The sequence below is a fragment of the Pseudomonas sp. SGAir0191 genome (assembly GCF_002812565.2).
Lineage (GTDB): Bacteria > Pseudomonadota > Gammaproteobacteria > Pseudomonadales > Pseudomonadaceae > Aquipseudomonas > Aquipseudomonas parafulva_B.
In genome coordinates this window covers 2,958,013-2,974,078 of sequence record NZ_CP025035.2, presented here as the reverse complement: position 1 = coordinate 2,974,078, position 16,066 = coordinate 2,958,013, and the positions used below count along the sequence as shown (strand labels likewise).

Here is a 16,066-nt window from a genome sequence, read left to right as displayed (position 1 = left end):
AGATCAAGATATGTTCCGTTCCCACCAAGCCGACATGGCTGGCATCCCCGGCATGTTTGGCGACGGGCTCATGCATTGGCATGGCGTTTCCCGAGCGCTTGCTACCCACTGGTATCACGTAAGTGTGAAGCGGCGGATAGATGGCCGTTTCGTTTCAAGTCAAGAAATGTTGAATGACGAGCCCAAGTTACATGAGCTTGTCAGTGCCCAAGGCGATGATTTGCAGATTGAAGATGTTCAGGTCGTTACGCCTGCGCGGCTGAATGGCACTGCGACGTGGCGTATGGAGCGACTGAAGTCAGTGTCTATGGGTTTTGACAGGAACGACTGCCCGGTATGCCTGCTCGAGGTCGAGAGTGGTCAGATCTACAACGACTACCATGAGGATGGTTTTGATCATGGCTCTCTTCGGCAGGTGAGAGAGCTTTACCGGGCTCCGGTGTAATTCCATTTCGTGATCAGTTTTTGGCTGGGTTCAGCCATGCAAGGAGCTTTACTTGGCAGCGTCAAATACCTACTCCATCGATTTGCACAGCAGGCGGTACACAGATTTTGATCTTCTGCGCATTGCGCGCGCCGCAGGCCAAGGGTATGCAGAGCCTGTCACCGCGTACCTGGTGAACGCGCAGATCATTGCTGCTTGTGCTGTAGGAGTTGTTTTCGGCCATGTAAATGCTAGCCCGGATGGGCGATTTGCTGACGGGCACTACCTACGCAGCTCTGACATCCAGTCGTTGCATAAGGAGGGGCGCTTCTGGGTAGCGACTACTCAACGTTCCCGTTACGTCATTGCTACTTTCCGGAAGGATGGTGGGCGTGCAGGGCTGCGGGAGTTTTTGAAGGGCGGGGCTAAAACCTTTTTCACAAGCCCGAACCGGCTCCAGTAAACCCTAATTTTTGAACAAGGTAGCTCTATTCAGAGCTGCCTGCGGTCTCCCTTTGCCTATCGCTAGGCATTAGATTTTTTGACAGGAGTTGTAGCGTGGCAGCCACTGATTACATCAAGGTCTCTGGGAAGCTTGAAGATATTCGTGTTTTTGAGCATCGAGAGGGAAGTGTCCAAGTCATCATGAAAATAGATGGTGTGCTGGTTCCAAACACTGTCATTCCCACTCAGCTCTATGAAGAGATTGAGGCCGGCAAGCACTACGACTTTTATTGTGTTTACAAGAAGTCCAAAAATAAACTCAAAAATCACGGGGCGGTGTATGCGTTTAAGGAGGAGAGCGGGCGGATTCGCAGCCTTACCAAGCTTCGCTTGGCCACACCTGTGTATATGATGTTCCATGGAGCTATTTGGTTTGTCGTGGCATACGTAGCAGTATTTCTTCTTGCGCTTCTACCAGTGCTCGCAGAGCACCCTACGACGGGAGCTATACCCGTGCTGCACAGCTATTCGATGATTGGTGGAGCAATTCCTGGAATGTACTTTCTTTGGCGCGCTATTGATTTCTGGCGCAAGTCGGCGGATTTGGAAGCCTGGCCAAGTGTTGCTCCCAGTGTCGTGGTTGAGCGGTTCAGTAAGCTTCACAAGTAAAGTCCAGTGCGCTAGGGCGTGCCGCTTTGCGGCCAGGCTGTCGTAAACCGAGTCACGCTTTGCGGGGCTCGGCCCTTCGGGCTTCCATCCTTCACGCCTCCGGCCTGAGGCCTGCGCGCTCCGCTTGCATGAGCAAGTGCTACAAGTCGTACCGAGTCACCCTTTTCTAGATAATCCTTGAGGCGTTCTCTGGAGGCTTCTTGGAGGTGTCAGTCGCCCAGACCCAAAGCTATGTGCCGCATCAAGTCACGAGGATTCTTACTATCCGCGATGTCGAACATGATGCCGCGCTTGCTGCGGGGTAGCTTCTTCGCCATGTTCTTCGCCGATTTGCGAATGGCTTCTTCAGTACCGTGAATTTTCTCGGCGAGAAGAAGGACAATAATTGCATCTGTAAGCGTCATGATCACGTCACGATGAACGTACAAGGCCAGAATTATGGCATGTTCGCATCCGGTCTGCTTATAGCTGGGGGCTCTCCAGCTGCCATGCGGGGCGGTAGGGGATGAACCATGACCCTCACAACTTGATGCCACAAGCATAGGCGCGGCATCCAGCTATCCCTGAGCGTGTACGACGTTCTGCGGGTGATCCCAGCCTTTCACGAACCAACTCTCCTCTAAGGGCTCGACCCTAAGCACTTTAACAGTGGCGCATGGGAACGTTACCTCGTTATGGTTGGCCTGGTAATTTCTCAGGCGCTCAAATCGTGCTTCGATGTCACTGATGGTTGCGCAGTCTGCATACGCAGGATTTTCTAAAGGCGACACGATTTGATGCTCGGGATACCCAATGGTATCAGGAGTGCCAAGCAATTTATGATCGACCGAAGTATCGAAGCAGATGTATGTCACGAAATATCTCATGGTGCCCTACGCTTATCCGGAAAACTTGAGCATTTTTCGGTTATTTGGGTGGTTCGTCAAGGCACGATTTAAACGGTCTCCTTATGGCGTACTTATAAAGTTGGCATCTGTCGTGTCCATACGTCGCACCTCCATGTCTGATTGGCTCACCGCGAGCAGGCGCTAGGATTTGCTGTTTATTGAAGGCTTTCACAGATGAGTAGCAAAAAAATCAAAATTAGGCTCAAGGTTTTTCTAAATGAACCGTTTATAAGGTTATGAGAAAATTATTGAGAGCATTATGACTTCCAGCAAGCCTCGCAAATCCAGTTCTTCGTTCAAAGCAGTGAAATCTTTCAATTTCCCAGGCGGGCTTGAGAGTTACAATGCCGCTGTGAAACTAGAGCCTTCGGGTCTCGTAAATACATGGTCACATGATTTCAGGGTGGCGTACACGCTCATTCAAGCCGTTCAGGTAGCTACAAGCTTGAGTTATTCACTGATTTATCTGGCTAAGCAGCGGCGTTCTATTGAGACTCAGCGTAAGCTCGAACATCGAATCGCATGCTGGAGTGGCCTCATAGCGCCCTACATGTCAGAGCCCAAGTCGGGTATTGATGAAATGTATTCGGACATGTCTGGAGAAAGATTTATTGGGCATGGAACCTTCCATAACCCTGATCCGTTATTCGAATTCGACGATGCTAAAGATGCTGTCTACGATTTGGCAATTATTGTCGAAGACGGTGTGGTTATTATGAAGTTCGGCTGGGTTGCGTGGATGCTTGATCCCTCTGAAGCTGAGTGGCTGGCAGATCAGCTATGGACTGCGGCGTTTTTGGCAGCAAAGCACCCTGCTCATTGCTAGGGATTCTCCAAACAAATCAGCACAGACCACTGGAGCTGTGCTGAAATAGCTCTCCGTCCAACTGCTCTCTATAAATCCTCCATCCTACGCCCGTTACGACTAAGCGCTGCGAGAATTTTTTCGCGATAGCCGCAACCTACCGGGTACAAGGCAAACGGTATGGAGCCTTGGGCTGGCAGTGGATAGTGCTGGGCGCATACCCAATGCAGGCGATCACACCGCAATATCTCGGCGTTTGGATTGCTGTCGCGGCGAGTAACGAGAGCTAAATCGAGTTCTCTAGCTTCTAAGCTAGAGAACTCGATTTAGCTTATGTCGTTGCGAATTATCAGCCGTAGTCTTGGATACTGGGTTGTAAACCGACCAATAATGGGAGCAAGGAAGGCTTTAGCGTAGTCGTCGGCAATGCCGAAGTGTACGTTACCGGTAGGTTCCTGATTTGACAGGCGAACCAAGGCTTCCCTGCTGAGCGCAAGTATTCTTCTTGAATATCGCAGCAGCTCACCTGCGGGCGTCAGTCCAACCACTTGGTGCCCCCGGTTAAGCAAGCGTGTGCCTACCTGATTTCCAAGCTTTTTCAACTGAATGCTGATGGTCGCGTGGGACTTGTGCAAGCGAGTGGCTGCGAGTGACAGACTCCGGCATTCAACGATCATCACGAACGTATGCAACAGCACGAGTTTCAGATGCTTCATGGCATGAAGTCAAAGGTCTGGGTCGTCAGTAAAGGCGCCCTGGCTAACTTCATTACTTAACATCTGCACTTCACGGCGGCGTTTACGGTAGCTGACCGGCGTTTCTCCGTACTCTTTCTTGAACCAAACAATGAAGTGCGAGGCATCTGAGAATCCCGAGGATAGCGCAATTGTCGTGACGTTCTGGCTTGTGTTGATTAGTAGGCGCTTGGCGTGATCTAGCCTTAATTTTCGCCAGTAGTTAGCAGGGGTGTCTTGAGTGTTCGCAACGAACTCTCGGTGCAGTTGACGTGGGTTCGTTCCCACGGCTTTCGCAACGGCTTTCATAGGGAGCGCTTGATCAATGTTGGCTCGCATGAATACGATTGCTCGCTGCACTCGAGCATGTTCATAGAAGGTGTCTTGTGAACTTTCTGCCCGCTCAGTGTCTTTATCTTTGTCTTGGACTAGCAGATACTCCAGCCCTTTTCGAGCACGTAAGGCACCGCAATGCTTTCTGATTAGATTGGAGGCTAAGTCGATTGCGGTTCCTCCAGGGCAGGTGATTATGCCGTTATCATCGACATAGCTTTTATCCATGATCACTGTAGCTTCTGGGAAAAGCGTGCAGAACTCGTCGCGGATGGTAAAGTGCACGGCGCAGCGGCGCCCGTTTAACAGGCCTGCTTTGCCAAGTACAAAAGATCCGGAACATAGGGCGATTATTGGCACCCTCGCGATATGAATCTCACGAAGCGCTTCCAGTAGCCAGTTGGGAGGGTTTCGCGTTTCCCCCAATAGACCGCCTGCAATTACGATATAGTCATATTGTGCCCAGAGATTGAGTGGTTTGGTTGGATAAATAACCATTCCACAGCTTGCGGAGACCTGTTGGTCGTCACAGGTCATCCAGTCCCACTGGCAATGAATTTGCTCACTGCGAAAAGACTTATCTGCAGCAAAGCGCAGAGAGTCGACAAGTCCTGCTACAGGAACCAATGTAAATTGGTTCATCAGGACAAAGCCTACACGTAAGTCCGGCTTTATACTTTGGAGTGGGTTGGTTAAAGTAGGGGATTGCTCAGTAAGTATCATGATTACTGACTTCCTGGTGAAAGCCCATTGGCGAAGGGCATTCGCCTCGATCACCTTGACTGAGCTAAACGAAAAGGATTCTGCGCAAGCCACTAGGTGCTGTACAGCAGTTCCAAATCAAGTTGTGGGGTGCATTATCCGCAGTATACCCCACAACAGACCGGATAGAGGTATTACGAGGCGCCTGCTTGCTTCCGCTTAGCAAGCGAGTTCGTTAGCTGGCGGTATACCTTGGCGGTATCAGCTTCGAAGGCTGCCAGTTCTTCCAGTCGCCGCTCTTCAGACCAGCCAAGGATTTTTGCTGCCTTCACTGACAACTCTTCAGCTTTTGAACGCCCCAGATCCGGCTCCAGGCCACACGGCAGGCGTCGACGAACCAGATCGCTAAGTCGAACCACGTGTTCATTTCGCAGAACTTCATCTACGTTGGAAACGTCTACTTTCGTACCAGCCAGAAGTCCTTTAGGGGCTGCGTTCCGTTTACCCAGCCGAGACTCGACCGCTTTTGCAATCAGGCGGCCGGCGTGGCGGTGGAGCATGATTGTGGATCCGGTGATTGTCAGAATGCCTGCTCTGCCAGGAACCTCTGACAACCTTACTGGGAGGCTGGTCTCGTGACCGTTAATGGTGGAAGTCGGCCGAACGCCGCACCAGCAATGCAGCACGTGATCACGTGTGAGCTTCAGTTTAGGGAACAGCGTGTTTGCCTCTTTCAGGATGTAATCAATTTCCTGATCTTCAACACGCACGTTGTCAGGATTGTCAGTGAACTCCGACTCGGTTGGCCCAATGAAGTGGTAGTCGCGCCATGGGAAAACGTAATAGGGCTCGCCTTTGCTGGAAAACGCTTCCAGTCCGAGACCTTTGTAGGCTTCTGGGAGACGCACCATCACGTTGACGCCTTTGATTCCAATCACGCGTTTGGCATTGCTACCGCCGGCTCCTGGCACGCGATCCACCCAAGGGCCTGTCGCGTTGATCACCAACTTTGCCTTGACGGTTGCCTTTCCATTGCTTCCTGGTGCTCTATCAGCAAGCTGTACGTACCAGCCGTCAGTGCTTTCGGTCAGTCCTGCGACTTCGGAATAGGTGCGCACAGTGGCACCACGGCGCTCAGCGTCTAGCACAGTATCTACACAGATGCGCTCAGCCCACGCATACATGTACTCTTCAAAGAATCCAACGCTCTTGACGTTGTCACTGAGACCTGAGGCGAGCGCGCTTTCCTGGCCTGCTTTGGCGCGAGTTGTACGGCGGTAGGAGAGAGGTACCTTCCAGCCTCCCAGGGCTTCGACGACCCTGAAGCCGATATCTACCAACCAAGCCGGATATTGGTCGCCAGCACGGAAAGGATAATGAAATTTGTGCTTGGTGAGGTGGTTGGGCATTTCGCGAACAAGCTCTGCCCGGCACTGCATGACGTCGCGTGTGTATTTCAAACGTTGGAGCATGTCAAAGGGACGAAAAACCATCTGCCACAGTGGGTAGCGTGCAGCCAGGTAGCCCAGACCGGAGTAGAGCATGCGGCTTGACCGCGATGAAGTGCCAGCGCCTATATCGCCACGATCAACAATCAGGGTTCTGAACCCACGGCCCGCGAGCTGGCGTGCCGCCGCGCAGCCCACAGCGCCGGCGCCGATGACAATCACGTCGTAGGACTGATCGTTCAACTGGTTAAGAGGGCCCCTGCTCATTGCAGACTCCCTACACATGGCAGCCCAACCAACACTTCGTCGCTTTTCATTACGGTACTCCGGTTTTTATATTATTGGAGACTGTCCAACCGGGACGAGCGTTGCACCGCAAATGCGACTGCAGCCAGTGATAACGGAAGGACGTCCAGACTGGTGGGTATCTGTGAGCGTGCACATAGCAGCCCGACGTGCACATGGATCGATTCCGCGCGCTCGGATAATCGGCCAGCCGCTCTTGGAGTGCATCATAAACGATGGCGTGAACCCCTCCATAACGCTAATGACAATAAATATAAGGTAGCGGCGGAGACCCGGGTTTGGGCGGTTCTAGAGGGAGGCTATGCCATCCTGTCGGTAGCCGCTGCGATGCTTTGTCGGCTGTGGAATATCACCCGCGCCGGCATCATAAAAGTCGTCTCTTGCGTTATATATTTCCTGTTGAGCCGGTGCGATAGTGCCTGCCGTCATCGCCGTGCTTATGGATGCTGTCAGGTGATTGGCTTTGAGCTGAGCGCTTCTTGCGCGGCCTTGGCTACCTTGCGCTACTAGGGTTTCGTGGTAATGACGTTGCGTTATAAGCGGAATGCATGCATGAAGAATATTGGAATTATCGGCGTGGGTGGTTTGGCGGAAAAGCTAGTTGTCGGCTTGCGTCGCCAAGGGTTTTCTCTTCCAGTACATCTCTCGCCCCGAGGTTATGAGCGAAGCTCGAGCCTTTCGAAGCAGGAAGCATGCGTAATAATGGGTAGCAACCAGGCGGTGGTTGAAAGCTCAGATGTGATATTGCTCTGTGTGCCTGCGCGTGCAATTGATCAGCTTGCGAAAGAAATCACTGTGCGTCAGGGGCAGATTGTAATCTCAGCAGTCGCGGGGGTTGGTCACGATAGGCTTGAGCGCCTGTTTCCCGGTGCGACCTGCGTAAGGGTCTTGCTCTCATTCTCAGATCAGCACAGTCGTGCTATCAGCGTGCTTTGGCCTGAGGATGAAGGCTGCACTCATTTACTGTCGATGCTTGGTCGAGTGCTGGCTGTCAGCGGCGAGCGGGAGTTTGAGCTTGCGACAGTGGCAGCTTGTATGAGTGGCTGGTTTCTTTTCCTTATGCATGATCTACATGAGTGGTTGGTTGATAACGGATTATGCCCCTCTCAAGCGCATCAGCTGGTCGTGAGCAATTTTCAGGACAGCATATCGATGGCTGCCAGCATCCCGTCCTCAAACTTGAGAGCCTTGGGAGAGCAGGCTTCTACCCCAGGCACATTTTCTGCCAAAGGACTTAATGTGCTAAGGCACCAGCAGGTTAGCGCCCCTTGGGGGGCAGCTTGCGAGGTAGTGCTTGATGCTTTGTTGAATCGCATGTAGTTCACTCCTGAACTACAGGTTGATGCCTTGTTCATTCGTTTTCGGATGGGCTGTTCGTGCAGCATGAAATAACAATAATAGGAGAGCGTCATGTCCAATGTGAAAACGTCTATCGAAGATGTTCCACTCAACAGTTTTCATAAAAAGCTTGCTATTTACTCCGCAGGTGGCCCGTTCCTTGATGGGTACGTGCTCAGTATCATTGGCGTAGTCATGATCCAGATCGGAGCTGCATTGAACATCAATGCGTTCTGGGAGGGCCTGATTGCTGCGTCTGCACTTATTGGCGTGTTTTTTGGTGGCTTCGTCGGCGGTTGGTTTACCGATAAATTTGGCCGAAAAGTTCTCTATCTTGTAGATCTCGTTGCTATCATCGGTTTTTCAGTCGCTCAATTCTGGGTCGAATCTGCAATGGCCTTGTTTGTTTGGCGATTGCTCATCGGCGTAGCGGTTGGAGCGGATTACCCTATTGCTACCTCGCTGTTGGCCGAGTTCTTGCCGCGCAAAAGTCGTGGGCCGCTGCTGTCCAGTCTGATTTTCATGTGGTTGCTTGGCGCCGCAGTAGCATACGCTGTTGGAGAGCTGATGCTGCGTTATGGTGGCCCCGAAGCATGGCGTTGGGTTCTTGCAAGTGCCATTGTTCCAGGTGTGCTCTTCCTCATGGCTCGTGCGGGTACCCCAGAGTCTCCACGTTGGCTGCTGAGCAAAGGCCGTAAGGCGGAAGCAGATGCAGTAATCAAAAAGGTTTACGGCCCTGAGTATTCTGTCGCGGATCTGCCAGAGCCAGAAAGCAGCAAAAAACTGACTGTTAGCTCGCTTTTCCATTCTGGCTATGGCAAGCGAATGGTGTTTGTGACGCTGTTCTGGACTTGTGCAATTATCCCACTGTTTGCTGTTTACACCTTTGCTCCTAAGGTGCTCCAGGCGTTGAAGCTTGAGGGTGACTTGGCCAGTTGGGGATCGGTTGCCATCACCGCGTTCATGGCGCTTGGCTGCTTGCTGGCCGTGAAGCTGATAAACGTGATGGGCCGTCGCAATATGCTAATCCACAGCTTCCTGTGGTCAGGGTTGTGCCTGCTTCTGCTGGGTATTTTCCCCGACAGCTCACCGACGCTAGTCCTCGCCCTCTTTGTTGGCTACGCAATCACTACTGGCGGAGCTCAGGTTCTGGAGTACGTTTACCCGAACGAGTTGTTCCCTACCGAAATTCGCGCAACGGCGAATGGCTTGGCTACCTCGCTATCTCGTATCGGTACCGCGCTGGGCATCTATCTCGTGCCTGTTTCACTAGAGAATTTTGGCGTGGGTGGGACGATGATTTTCGCAGCAGTTATTTGCTTGATTGGCGCTCTGGTAGCGATCCTGATGGCTCCTGAGACTGGAACCCAGGATCTTCACCAAGCGGCCTCTATTGATAATCTTTCTGAGCCTCAGCGCTCTTCGCGTCGTCAATCGGCAGCCCGGTAAGTTTTGGAGAAAAATAAGTGAGCGAAGTTCTGACCGTTGTACGTAATTCTGAAAACGCGATTCTGGGCGAGCCAAGTCCGGCGCGCCTACCTATCGGTGATCTCATTGCTTATGCATGCACCGGTCAGGATCAGGCCTCGGAGGCTGTAGGGGCTAGTATTGGTATCTGGGAAAGTTCTCCAGGTGTCTTCCGTCGCCACCTCAAGAATCGGGAATTCAGCCATGTGATCAGCGGCTACTGTACGTTCACTCCAGATAATGGTGAGCCCGTAGAGCTCCGTGCAGGTGATGCAGTGCTGTTTCCTGAGAATTGCGAAGGTGTGTGGCACATTCACGAGACTTTCCGTAAGACCTACGTGCTCTTCTAAGGATTCGATGTGACTTCTATTCAGAGATTTGGTGTCGGCAAGCGAGCATCGCAGCTTGTTGTTGCTGGTGACAGGTTTGATACTGCTGGCCTGGTCGCGCTGGTTCCAGAAGGCTCCAATATTGTTGAGCAAACTCGTTGCGTGCTCAATCAGCTTGAGTCTTTGTTAGCTAAAATTGGTGCAAACAAAATCAATCTGGCCCGAATTCAGATCTGGCTCGCGGATATGGCAGACTTCGAAGAGATGAATAGTGTCTATGATAATTGGGTGGGCTTGAACCCTCCAGTGAGGGCCTGTGTAGGCTCTCAATTGGCGAGCGGCGACTACCGCATCGAAATCCAGGCTTCAGGTTATCTCTAAATCTAGCGTCTTGTTTGGCCTGTCACAGGGTGCTTGTCTCTGCTCACTTGAATAGGCAGTGATTAAACCCCGTTGGCAGACTATTTTTTGCATCTCTTATGTGCGCGCAGCAGAGCTGCTTTCTGAATTTAGGTGTGATGGCATTTGCATAATGCCAATTGTCTCACCTGTAATAGTTGTTAGTGCGCGTTTGCTGCAACATTTTGTCAAGTATCACTCATTCGAAGGCAAGACTTTATGTATCGTGGATTTTGGTATGCCCAAGCCCTCGATCTGGATAGCGATCTGGCTCCTGAGCTGGAAGAGCCTGTTCAGGCGGACGTTTGTATCGTAGGTGGTGGTTTCCTCGGCTTGTGGTCGGCCATTCGTCTTAAGCAGGCCCATCCTGGAAAAAGCGTTGTCATCGTCGAGCGTGACCGTTGTGGTTCTGGTGCAAGTGGTCGTAACGGTGGTGTTGCTACGAACTGGTGGGGCAAGTACCTGTCGGTTCGCACCATCTGCGGTGACGTTGAGGCGCGGCGTATCTGTGAGGCAGCGGAATCTGCGATTGATGAAATCGGTAGCTTCTGCGCTGAACACGGTATTGATGCTCAGTACCGCAAGGATGGCTGGCTCTGGACTGCGACTAACCAGCGGCAGATGAACTCCTGGCGGGTTCTGACGGATGGCTTGCAGAAGCTTGACGTGAACCCGTTCCAGGAACTGGATCGCGAGACTATTCGCGGTCGAGTTGGCTCGCCGTTGGTACTGGGTGGTATCTACGATCCGAACGCAGCCACCGTTCAGCCCGCCATGCTCGCTCGTGGTCTCCGCCGTGTGGCATTGAAGCTGGGGGTGAAGATCTACGAGAAATCGCCATTCACTCATCTTGTGCGTGGTAAGAACCCTGTTGTGCATACGGCCAAGGGCCATGTGAATGCGAGTCACGTGGTACTTGCACTCAATGCATGGGGCGCGCAGTTCCCGGAGCTGCGTCGCATGATCGCAATCATGTCCAGCGATATGGTTGCTACTGCGCCTGTGAAGGCCAAGCTCGATGCCATCGGCTTCAGCCGTGGCGAATGTATGACGGACTCTCGTACCGTCCTAAACTACTGGCGCAATACGCCAGAAGGCCGCGTAGTGTTCGGCAAGCCGCTGGGCCAGTTCGCTTATGCCGGGCGCATCGGCAATCTCTATGAGAAACCATCGCCAGCTGCTGACAAGGTTGCTGCCGAGTTGCGTCGTCTTTATCCACAGTTGAAAGATGTGCCGGTGGTAAGTAGCTGGACTGGCCCTATAGACCGGGCAATGAAGGGCCTGCCCAATTTCGGCTACCTCGATCATCACCAGACAGTCAGCTACGGCATCGGCTTCTCGGGCAATGGTGTGGCGACTACTGTGTTCGCTAGCCGTATCATCAAGTCACTGGCCACCCATGCCAATGACGAGTGGGCCACCTGTGGCTTGGTCAACCAGAAAATGAAGCTACTACCACCAGAGCCATTCCGTTTCTTCGGGGCGCACATGGTGCGTGATGCGCTGGTGCGTAAAGAGTCCCTCGAAGACCACGACCAGGACGCTGGTTTCATAACCCGCCAGCTGGTTTCCATGGCGCCTGCCGGCTATGTCCCCGCCCAGAAAAAATAAGTATTAGGATCATGAGCGAACACATTGTTTTCCTGGATGACGAGGGGCTTGCGGCCTCGACACGTCTGAAAAGCCCTGACTGCGAACATACCTGGTCGCAGTTCGCCTACACCCATCCTGACCAAGTGCTGGAGCACCTGAAGGATGCCACGGTCGCGCTCACTTGCAGCGTGCCGCTGCGCGAAGAGCATCTGCGTGAATTGCCGAAGCTGAAAATGATCTCGTTGGCGCTCACTGGCCGCGACATCGTTGACGTCGGTTACTGCGATGCTCATGGCATCGAGGTGTCCAGTGTCCCTGGCTACGCCGCCAACACGGTGGCCGAGCACAGCATGGCCATGATGCTCGAACTGTTCCGCCGCCCAGCAGCGTTCAGCCGACTGATGCGCAAAGTGCATGCCGGGCAGGCCGAATACAAAAACATTTACTTCGACCACCGCATCCGTGATGTACGTGGCAAGCAAATGGCGATTATTGGCAGCGGGCCGATTGCTTTGCGTCTCGCCGAACTTGCGCGCACCTTCGGTATGGAAGTCTTGTTCGAGGATCGCGGTGGCAAACGCCCTGGGCCAGATTGTCGCTCACTGGAAAGCTTGCTCAAGAGCTGCGATGTCCTCTCGATCAATGCGCCGTTGACGCCTGAAACCCACAACATGATTGATGCTGAGAAGCTCGCGTTGATGAAGGCGGATGCGCTTGTCATCAACACTGGTCGTGGTGGCATTGTCAACGAAGCAGCCTTGATCAATGCGTTACAAAACGGCCGCCTGGGTGGAGTGGCGCTGGACGTGGTTGAAGTCGAGCCCCTGCACCCCAGCAATCCATTGTTCCAGCTGATTGACCGTGACGATTTCATCCTCAACCCGCACATTGCTTGGAGCAGTGAGGATGCCATGCAGCAGTTGATGGATCGCGCCGTCGATAACATCACTGATTTCGTCGCTCGACAAACCCACGTGAAAGGGATCCGTACCGCATGACAATCGCTATCAAGAGCAGCTTCGTCGACGGCGCTTTCGTTGACCTGGACAGCGGTGCTGACATCCTGGAAAACCGCAATCCGTCCAATCCTGGTGAAGTTGTCGAGTGTTTCGTGCGAGCAGACCAGCATCTCACCGAGCAAGCTATTTCCGCAGCGCGTCGTGCTCAGCCTGCCTGGGCACGCAGCAACCCTCAGCATCGCGCCGACGCACTGGACTTCATCGGCACTGAAATTCTTTCCCGTCGTGAAGAGCTGGCGGCGTTGCTGGCCCGTGAAGAAGGCAAAATCGTTCGCGAAGCCTTGGGCGAAGTTGATCGTGCGGGTCGCTCGTTCAAGTTTTACGCCCAGGAAGCGCTTCGTGCTGAAGGCGAGAAGTACCAGTCGGTGCGCCAGGACGTTGGCATCGATGTCTTTACTCAGCCACTCGGTGTGATCGGCATCATTGCACCGTGGAACTTCCCGATTGCCATTCCAGCGTGGAAGATCGCTCCGGCGTTGTGCTATGGCAACTGCGTAGTGTTCAAGCCCGCTGAGCTCGTGCCATCTTCGGCCTGGGCCCTGGCTGAAATCATCAGCCGTTCTGGACTGCCTGGTGGTGTTTTCAACATGCTGATCGGGCCTGGTCGCAGCGTGGGCGATACTATTATCCGTTCCCCGGAAATCGATGGCATCAGCTTCACCGGTTCAGAAAATACCGGGCGCCAGATCGCTAAGCTCGCAGCTGATGGCATGAAGAAAGTTCAGTTGGAAATGGGTGGTAAGAATCCACTGATTGTGCTCGACGACGCCGACTTGGAGCAGGCAGTTGACGTGGCGCTCAACGGTTCGTTCTTCAGCACTGGGCAGCGCTGCACGGCAAGCTCGCGAGTGATTGTCACCGAGGGTATCCATGACGCATTCGTAACTCGTCTTGCAGAACGTACCCGAGCTCTGAAAGTGGGCGATGCATTGCAGGACACCACCGATATCGGGCCGGTCGTAGACGGGCGCCAGTTGGAGCAGAATCTGTCCTATGTGGCCAGCGGTCGCGAGCAGGGCGCCAAGTTGGTGTGCGGTGGTGAGCGAATTGAAAACGAAGCGGGTGCCTACTTCTTCAAGCCGGCGCTGTTCACAGAAGTCACTCCGGAAATGCGCATTTACCGCGAAGAGATCTTCGGGCCGGTGCTCAGCGTGCTGAAGGTGCGTGACTACGACGAGGCATTTGCTGCTGCCGAGGATACGGCCTTCGGCCTGTCGGCGGGCATTGTTACCACCTGTCTGCGTCATGCCGAGCACTTCAAGCGCAATAGCTCGGCGGGCATGGTGATGGTCAACTTGCCAACCGCTGGTGTCGACTACCACGTGCCATTTGGTGGTAACGGCGCTTCGAGCTTGGGGGCGCGTGAGCAAGGTACTCACGCTCGTCAGTTCTTTACCCGCGTCAAGACCACGTACCAGTTGGCCTGACCGCGTACCTACTGCTTGAAAACTACCTCACAGGGCTGCTAGCGGCCCTGTGGGTTCTGCTGCGCCCAATTTTTGAATTTTGAGGTTACAAGCAAGATGGCCAAGGCCGCCGATGTCGTTGTGCAATGCCTGGAAAACGAAGGTGTCGAGTATGTGTTCGGCATTCCTGGTGAGGAAAACCTCGACCTGCTGGAATCCCTGCGCAAGTCGAAGATTAAGCTGGTACTGACCCGCCACGAACAATCTGCAGGTTTCATGGCCGCCACCTATGGCCGCCTGACCGGCAAGACCGGCGTCAGCCTGTCGACCTTGGGCCCTGGCGCCACCAATCTGGTAACCGCCAGTGCTTATGCGTATCTCGGTGGTATGCCGATGCTGATGATCACGGGTCAGAAGCCGATCAAGAAGTCCAAGCAGGGCCGCTTCCAGATCATCGACGTGTGCGGCATGATGGCCCCCATCACCAAGTACACCCACCAGTTCGCCTCGGCCGACAACATCCCGGCGCGCATGCGTGAAGCCTTCCGCCTGGCGGAAGAGGAGAAGCCGGGTGCCGTGCACCTAGAATTGCCGGAAGACATCGCCGCCGAGCAGACCGACGCCCTGCCGATCCCACGGAGCCTGCACCGTCGCCCGCTGGCCGAGCACGTGGCCATCGAAGCTGCCGTCGAGAAACTGCAGAAGGCCCGCAGCCCGATCCTGGTGATTGGTGCCGGCGCCAACCGCAAGATGACTGCCAAGGTGCTGCAGCAGTTGATCGACAAAACCGGCATCCCGTTCATCACCACCCAGATGGGTAAAGGTGTGGTCGACGAGCGCCACCCGCGCTTCCTCGGCAACGCCGCGCTATCTTCTGGTGACTTCGTTCACCGCGCCATCGAAGCCGCCGACCTGATCATAAACATCGGCCATGATGTGATCGAGAAGCCACCGTTCTTTATGGTTCGCGGTGGTACCGAAGTCATCCATATCAGCTTCCGCTCCGCCGAAGTCGATGCCGTGTACTTCCCGCAGGTGGAAGTGATCGGCGACATCGCCAACGCCGTATGGCAAATCAGCGAAGCGCTGAACGACACTGCGCACTGGGACTTCACCCGCCTGATGGCGATCCGTGAAGCGAACGAAGCACAGATCGCCGAAGGCGCCGACGACAACCGCTTCCCGGTCTACCCACAGCGCTTGGTCGCCGACATCCGTCGCGCACTGCCGTCCGAAGGCATCGTCGCCCTGGACAACGGTATCTACAAGATCTGGTTCGCTCGTAACTACAAGGCGCACAAGCCAAACACCGTTCTGCTCGACAACGCCCTGGCGACCATGGGTGCCGGCCTGCCATCGGCAATGGCTTCGCACCTGGTGTACCCGGATCGTCCGGTGATTTCGGTGTGTGGCGACGGCGGTTTCATGATGAACAGCCAGGAGCTGGAAAGCGCAGTCCGTCTGGGCATGCACATCACCGTGGTAATCCTGCGTGACGACGGCTACGGCATGATCCGCTGGAAGCAGGCCAACATGGGCTTCACCGATTTCGGCCTGGACTACGGCAACCCGGACTTCGTCAAGTACGCCGAATCCTACGGCGCTAACGGTCACCGCGTGGAAAGCGCCGAAGCCTTCCTGCCGCTGCTCGAGCACTGTATCCAGACTCCAGGCGTGCATGTGATCGACTGTCCAGTCGACTACAGCGAGAACGACCGGATCCTGAACATGGATCTTCGCGAGCGCAGCGCCGCCATTTGAGG

General features: G+C 54.1%; 17 protein-coding genes. 12 read left to right on the top strand and 5 right to left on the bottom strand.

From position 1 onward, the window contains the following. Positions 1-10: 10 nt before the first annotated feature. The 3 genes from CWR53_RS13390 to CWR53_RS13380 all read left to right on the top strand — a co-directional run bounded on the left by CWR53_RS13390 (position 11) and on the right by CWR53_RS13380 (position 1,537). A complete protein-coding gene (locus tag CWR53_RS13390) occupies positions 11-445 on the top strand; it encodes a hypothetical protein (RefSeq protein ID WP_100851824.1) in 435 nt (144 codons plus the stop codon). Between the two features lie 52 nt (positions 446-497). Next, the gene (locus CWR53_RS13385) at positions 498-887 is read left to right on the top strand and encodes a hypothetical protein (protein ID WP_100851823.1); all 390 of its coding nucleotides are present in this window, start codon (positions 498-500) and stop codon (positions 885-887) included. Between the two features lie 95 nt (positions 888-982). Continuing rightward, on the top strand, positions 983-1,537 hold the full coding sequence (locus tag CWR53_RS13380) for a hypothetical protein (protein WP_100851822.1): 555 nt from the start codon (positions 983-985) through the stop codon (positions 1,535-1,537). Positions 1,538-1,746: 209 nt separating this feature from the next. Here CWR53_RS13380 and CWR53_RS13375 read toward each other — a convergent pair whose 3' ends face one another. Beyond that, positions 1,747-1,941 (bottom strand): hypothetical protein, encoded by a 195-nt coding sequence (locus tag CWR53_RS13375; protein ID WP_100852650.1) that lies wholly within the window; start codon positions 1,939-1,941, stop codon positions 1,747-1,749. A 742-nt stretch (positions 1,942-2,683) separates the two neighbouring features. On the opposite strand from CWR53_RS13375, the gene CWR53_RS13370 reads away from it, so the two are divergent. Then, complete coding sequence (locus tag CWR53_RS13370) at positions 2,684-3,250, top strand: hypothetical protein (protein ID WP_138031823.1); 567 nt, start codon at positions 2,684-2,686, stop codon at positions 3,248-3,250. Between the two features lie 68 nt (positions 3,251-3,318). Here CWR53_RS13370 and CWR53_RS23530 read toward each other — a convergent pair whose 3' ends face one another. From CWR53_RS23530 to CWR53_RS13350, 4 genes are all read right to left on the bottom strand, one after another. Further along, complete coding sequence (locus CWR53_RS23530) at positions 3,319-3,555, bottom strand: LysR substrate-binding domain-containing protein (RefSeq protein ID WP_100851819.1); 237 nt, start codon at positions 3,553-3,555, stop codon at positions 3,319-3,321. Further along, positions 3,556-3,945 (bottom strand): LysR family transcriptional regulator, encoded by a 390-nt coding sequence (locus tag CWR53_RS13360; RefSeq protein WP_100851818.1) that lies wholly within the window; start codon positions 3,943-3,945, stop codon positions 3,556-3,558. It abuts the gene before it with no gap. A gap of 9 nt (positions 3,946-3,954) precedes the next feature. Then, positions 3,955-5,019 (bottom strand): GlxA family transcriptional regulator, encoded by a 1,065-nt coding sequence (locus CWR53_RS13355; RefSeq protein ID WP_258313157.1) that lies wholly within the window; start codon positions 5,017-5,019, stop codon positions 3,955-3,957. A 173-nt stretch (positions 5,020-5,192) separates the two neighbouring features. Next, positions 5,193-6,713, bottom strand: a complete 1,521-nt coding sequence (locus CWR53_RS13350; protein WP_100851817.1) for an FAD-dependent oxidoreductase — start codon at positions 6,711-6,713, stop codon at positions 5,193-5,195. Positions 6,714-7,304: 591 nt separating this feature from the next. Here CWR53_RS13350 and CWR53_RS13345 point away from each other — a divergent pair. From CWR53_RS13345 to CWR53_RS13310, 8 genes are all read left to right on the top strand, one after another. Continuing rightward, positions 7,305-8,072 (top strand): NAD(P)-binding domain-containing protein, encoded by a 768-nt coding sequence (locus tag CWR53_RS13345; protein ID WP_100851816.1) that lies wholly within the window; start codon positions 7,305-7,307, stop codon positions 8,070-8,072. Positions 8,073-8,162: 90 nt separating this feature from the next. Then, positions 8,163-9,539: an MFS transporter gene (locus tag CWR53_RS13340; protein ID WP_100851815.1), complete on the top strand. Its 1,377-nt coding sequence runs from the start codon at positions 8,163-8,165 to the stop codon at positions 9,537-9,539. Positions 9,540-9,556: 17 nt separating this feature from the next. Beyond that, positions 9,557-9,907 carry a cupin domain-containing protein gene (locus CWR53_RS13335; RefSeq protein ID WP_100851814.1) on the top strand — a complete coding sequence of 117 codons (351 nt, stop codon included), beginning with the start codon at positions 9,557-9,559 and terminating at the stop codon, positions 9,905-9,907. Between the two features lie 9 nt (positions 9,908-9,916). Next, positions 9,917-10,267: a RidA family protein gene (locus tag CWR53_RS13330; protein WP_100851813.1), complete on the top strand. Its 351-nt coding sequence runs from the start codon at positions 9,917-9,919 to the stop codon at positions 10,265-10,267. A gap of 237 nt (positions 10,268-10,504) precedes the next feature. Beyond that, positions 10,505-11,896 (top strand): FAD-binding oxidoreductase, encoded by a 1,392-nt coding sequence (locus CWR53_RS13325; protein ID WP_100851812.1) that lies wholly within the window; start codon positions 10,505-10,507, stop codon positions 11,894-11,896. Positions 11,897-12,021: 125 nt separating this feature from the next. Next, a complete protein-coding gene (locus CWR53_RS13320; RefSeq protein WP_258313156.1) occupies positions 12,022-12,876 on the top strand; it encodes an NAD(P)-dependent oxidoreductase in 855 nt (284 codons plus the stop codon). Further along, entirely contained in the window at positions 12,873-14,324 is a 1,452-nt protein-coding gene (locus CWR53_RS13315) for an aldehyde dehydrogenase family protein (protein WP_100851810.1), read from the top strand. The genes CWR53_RS13320 and CWR53_RS13315 overlap by 4 nt, the downstream gene beginning before the upstream one ends. A 96-nt stretch (positions 14,325-14,420) precedes the next feature. After that, on the top strand, positions 14,421-16,064 hold the full coding sequence (locus tag CWR53_RS13310; RefSeq protein ID WP_100851809.1) for an acetolactate synthase large subunit: 1,644 nt from the start codon (positions 14,421-14,423) through the stop codon (positions 16,062-16,064). The last annotated feature ends 2 nt before the right edge of the window (positions 16,065-16,066 follow it).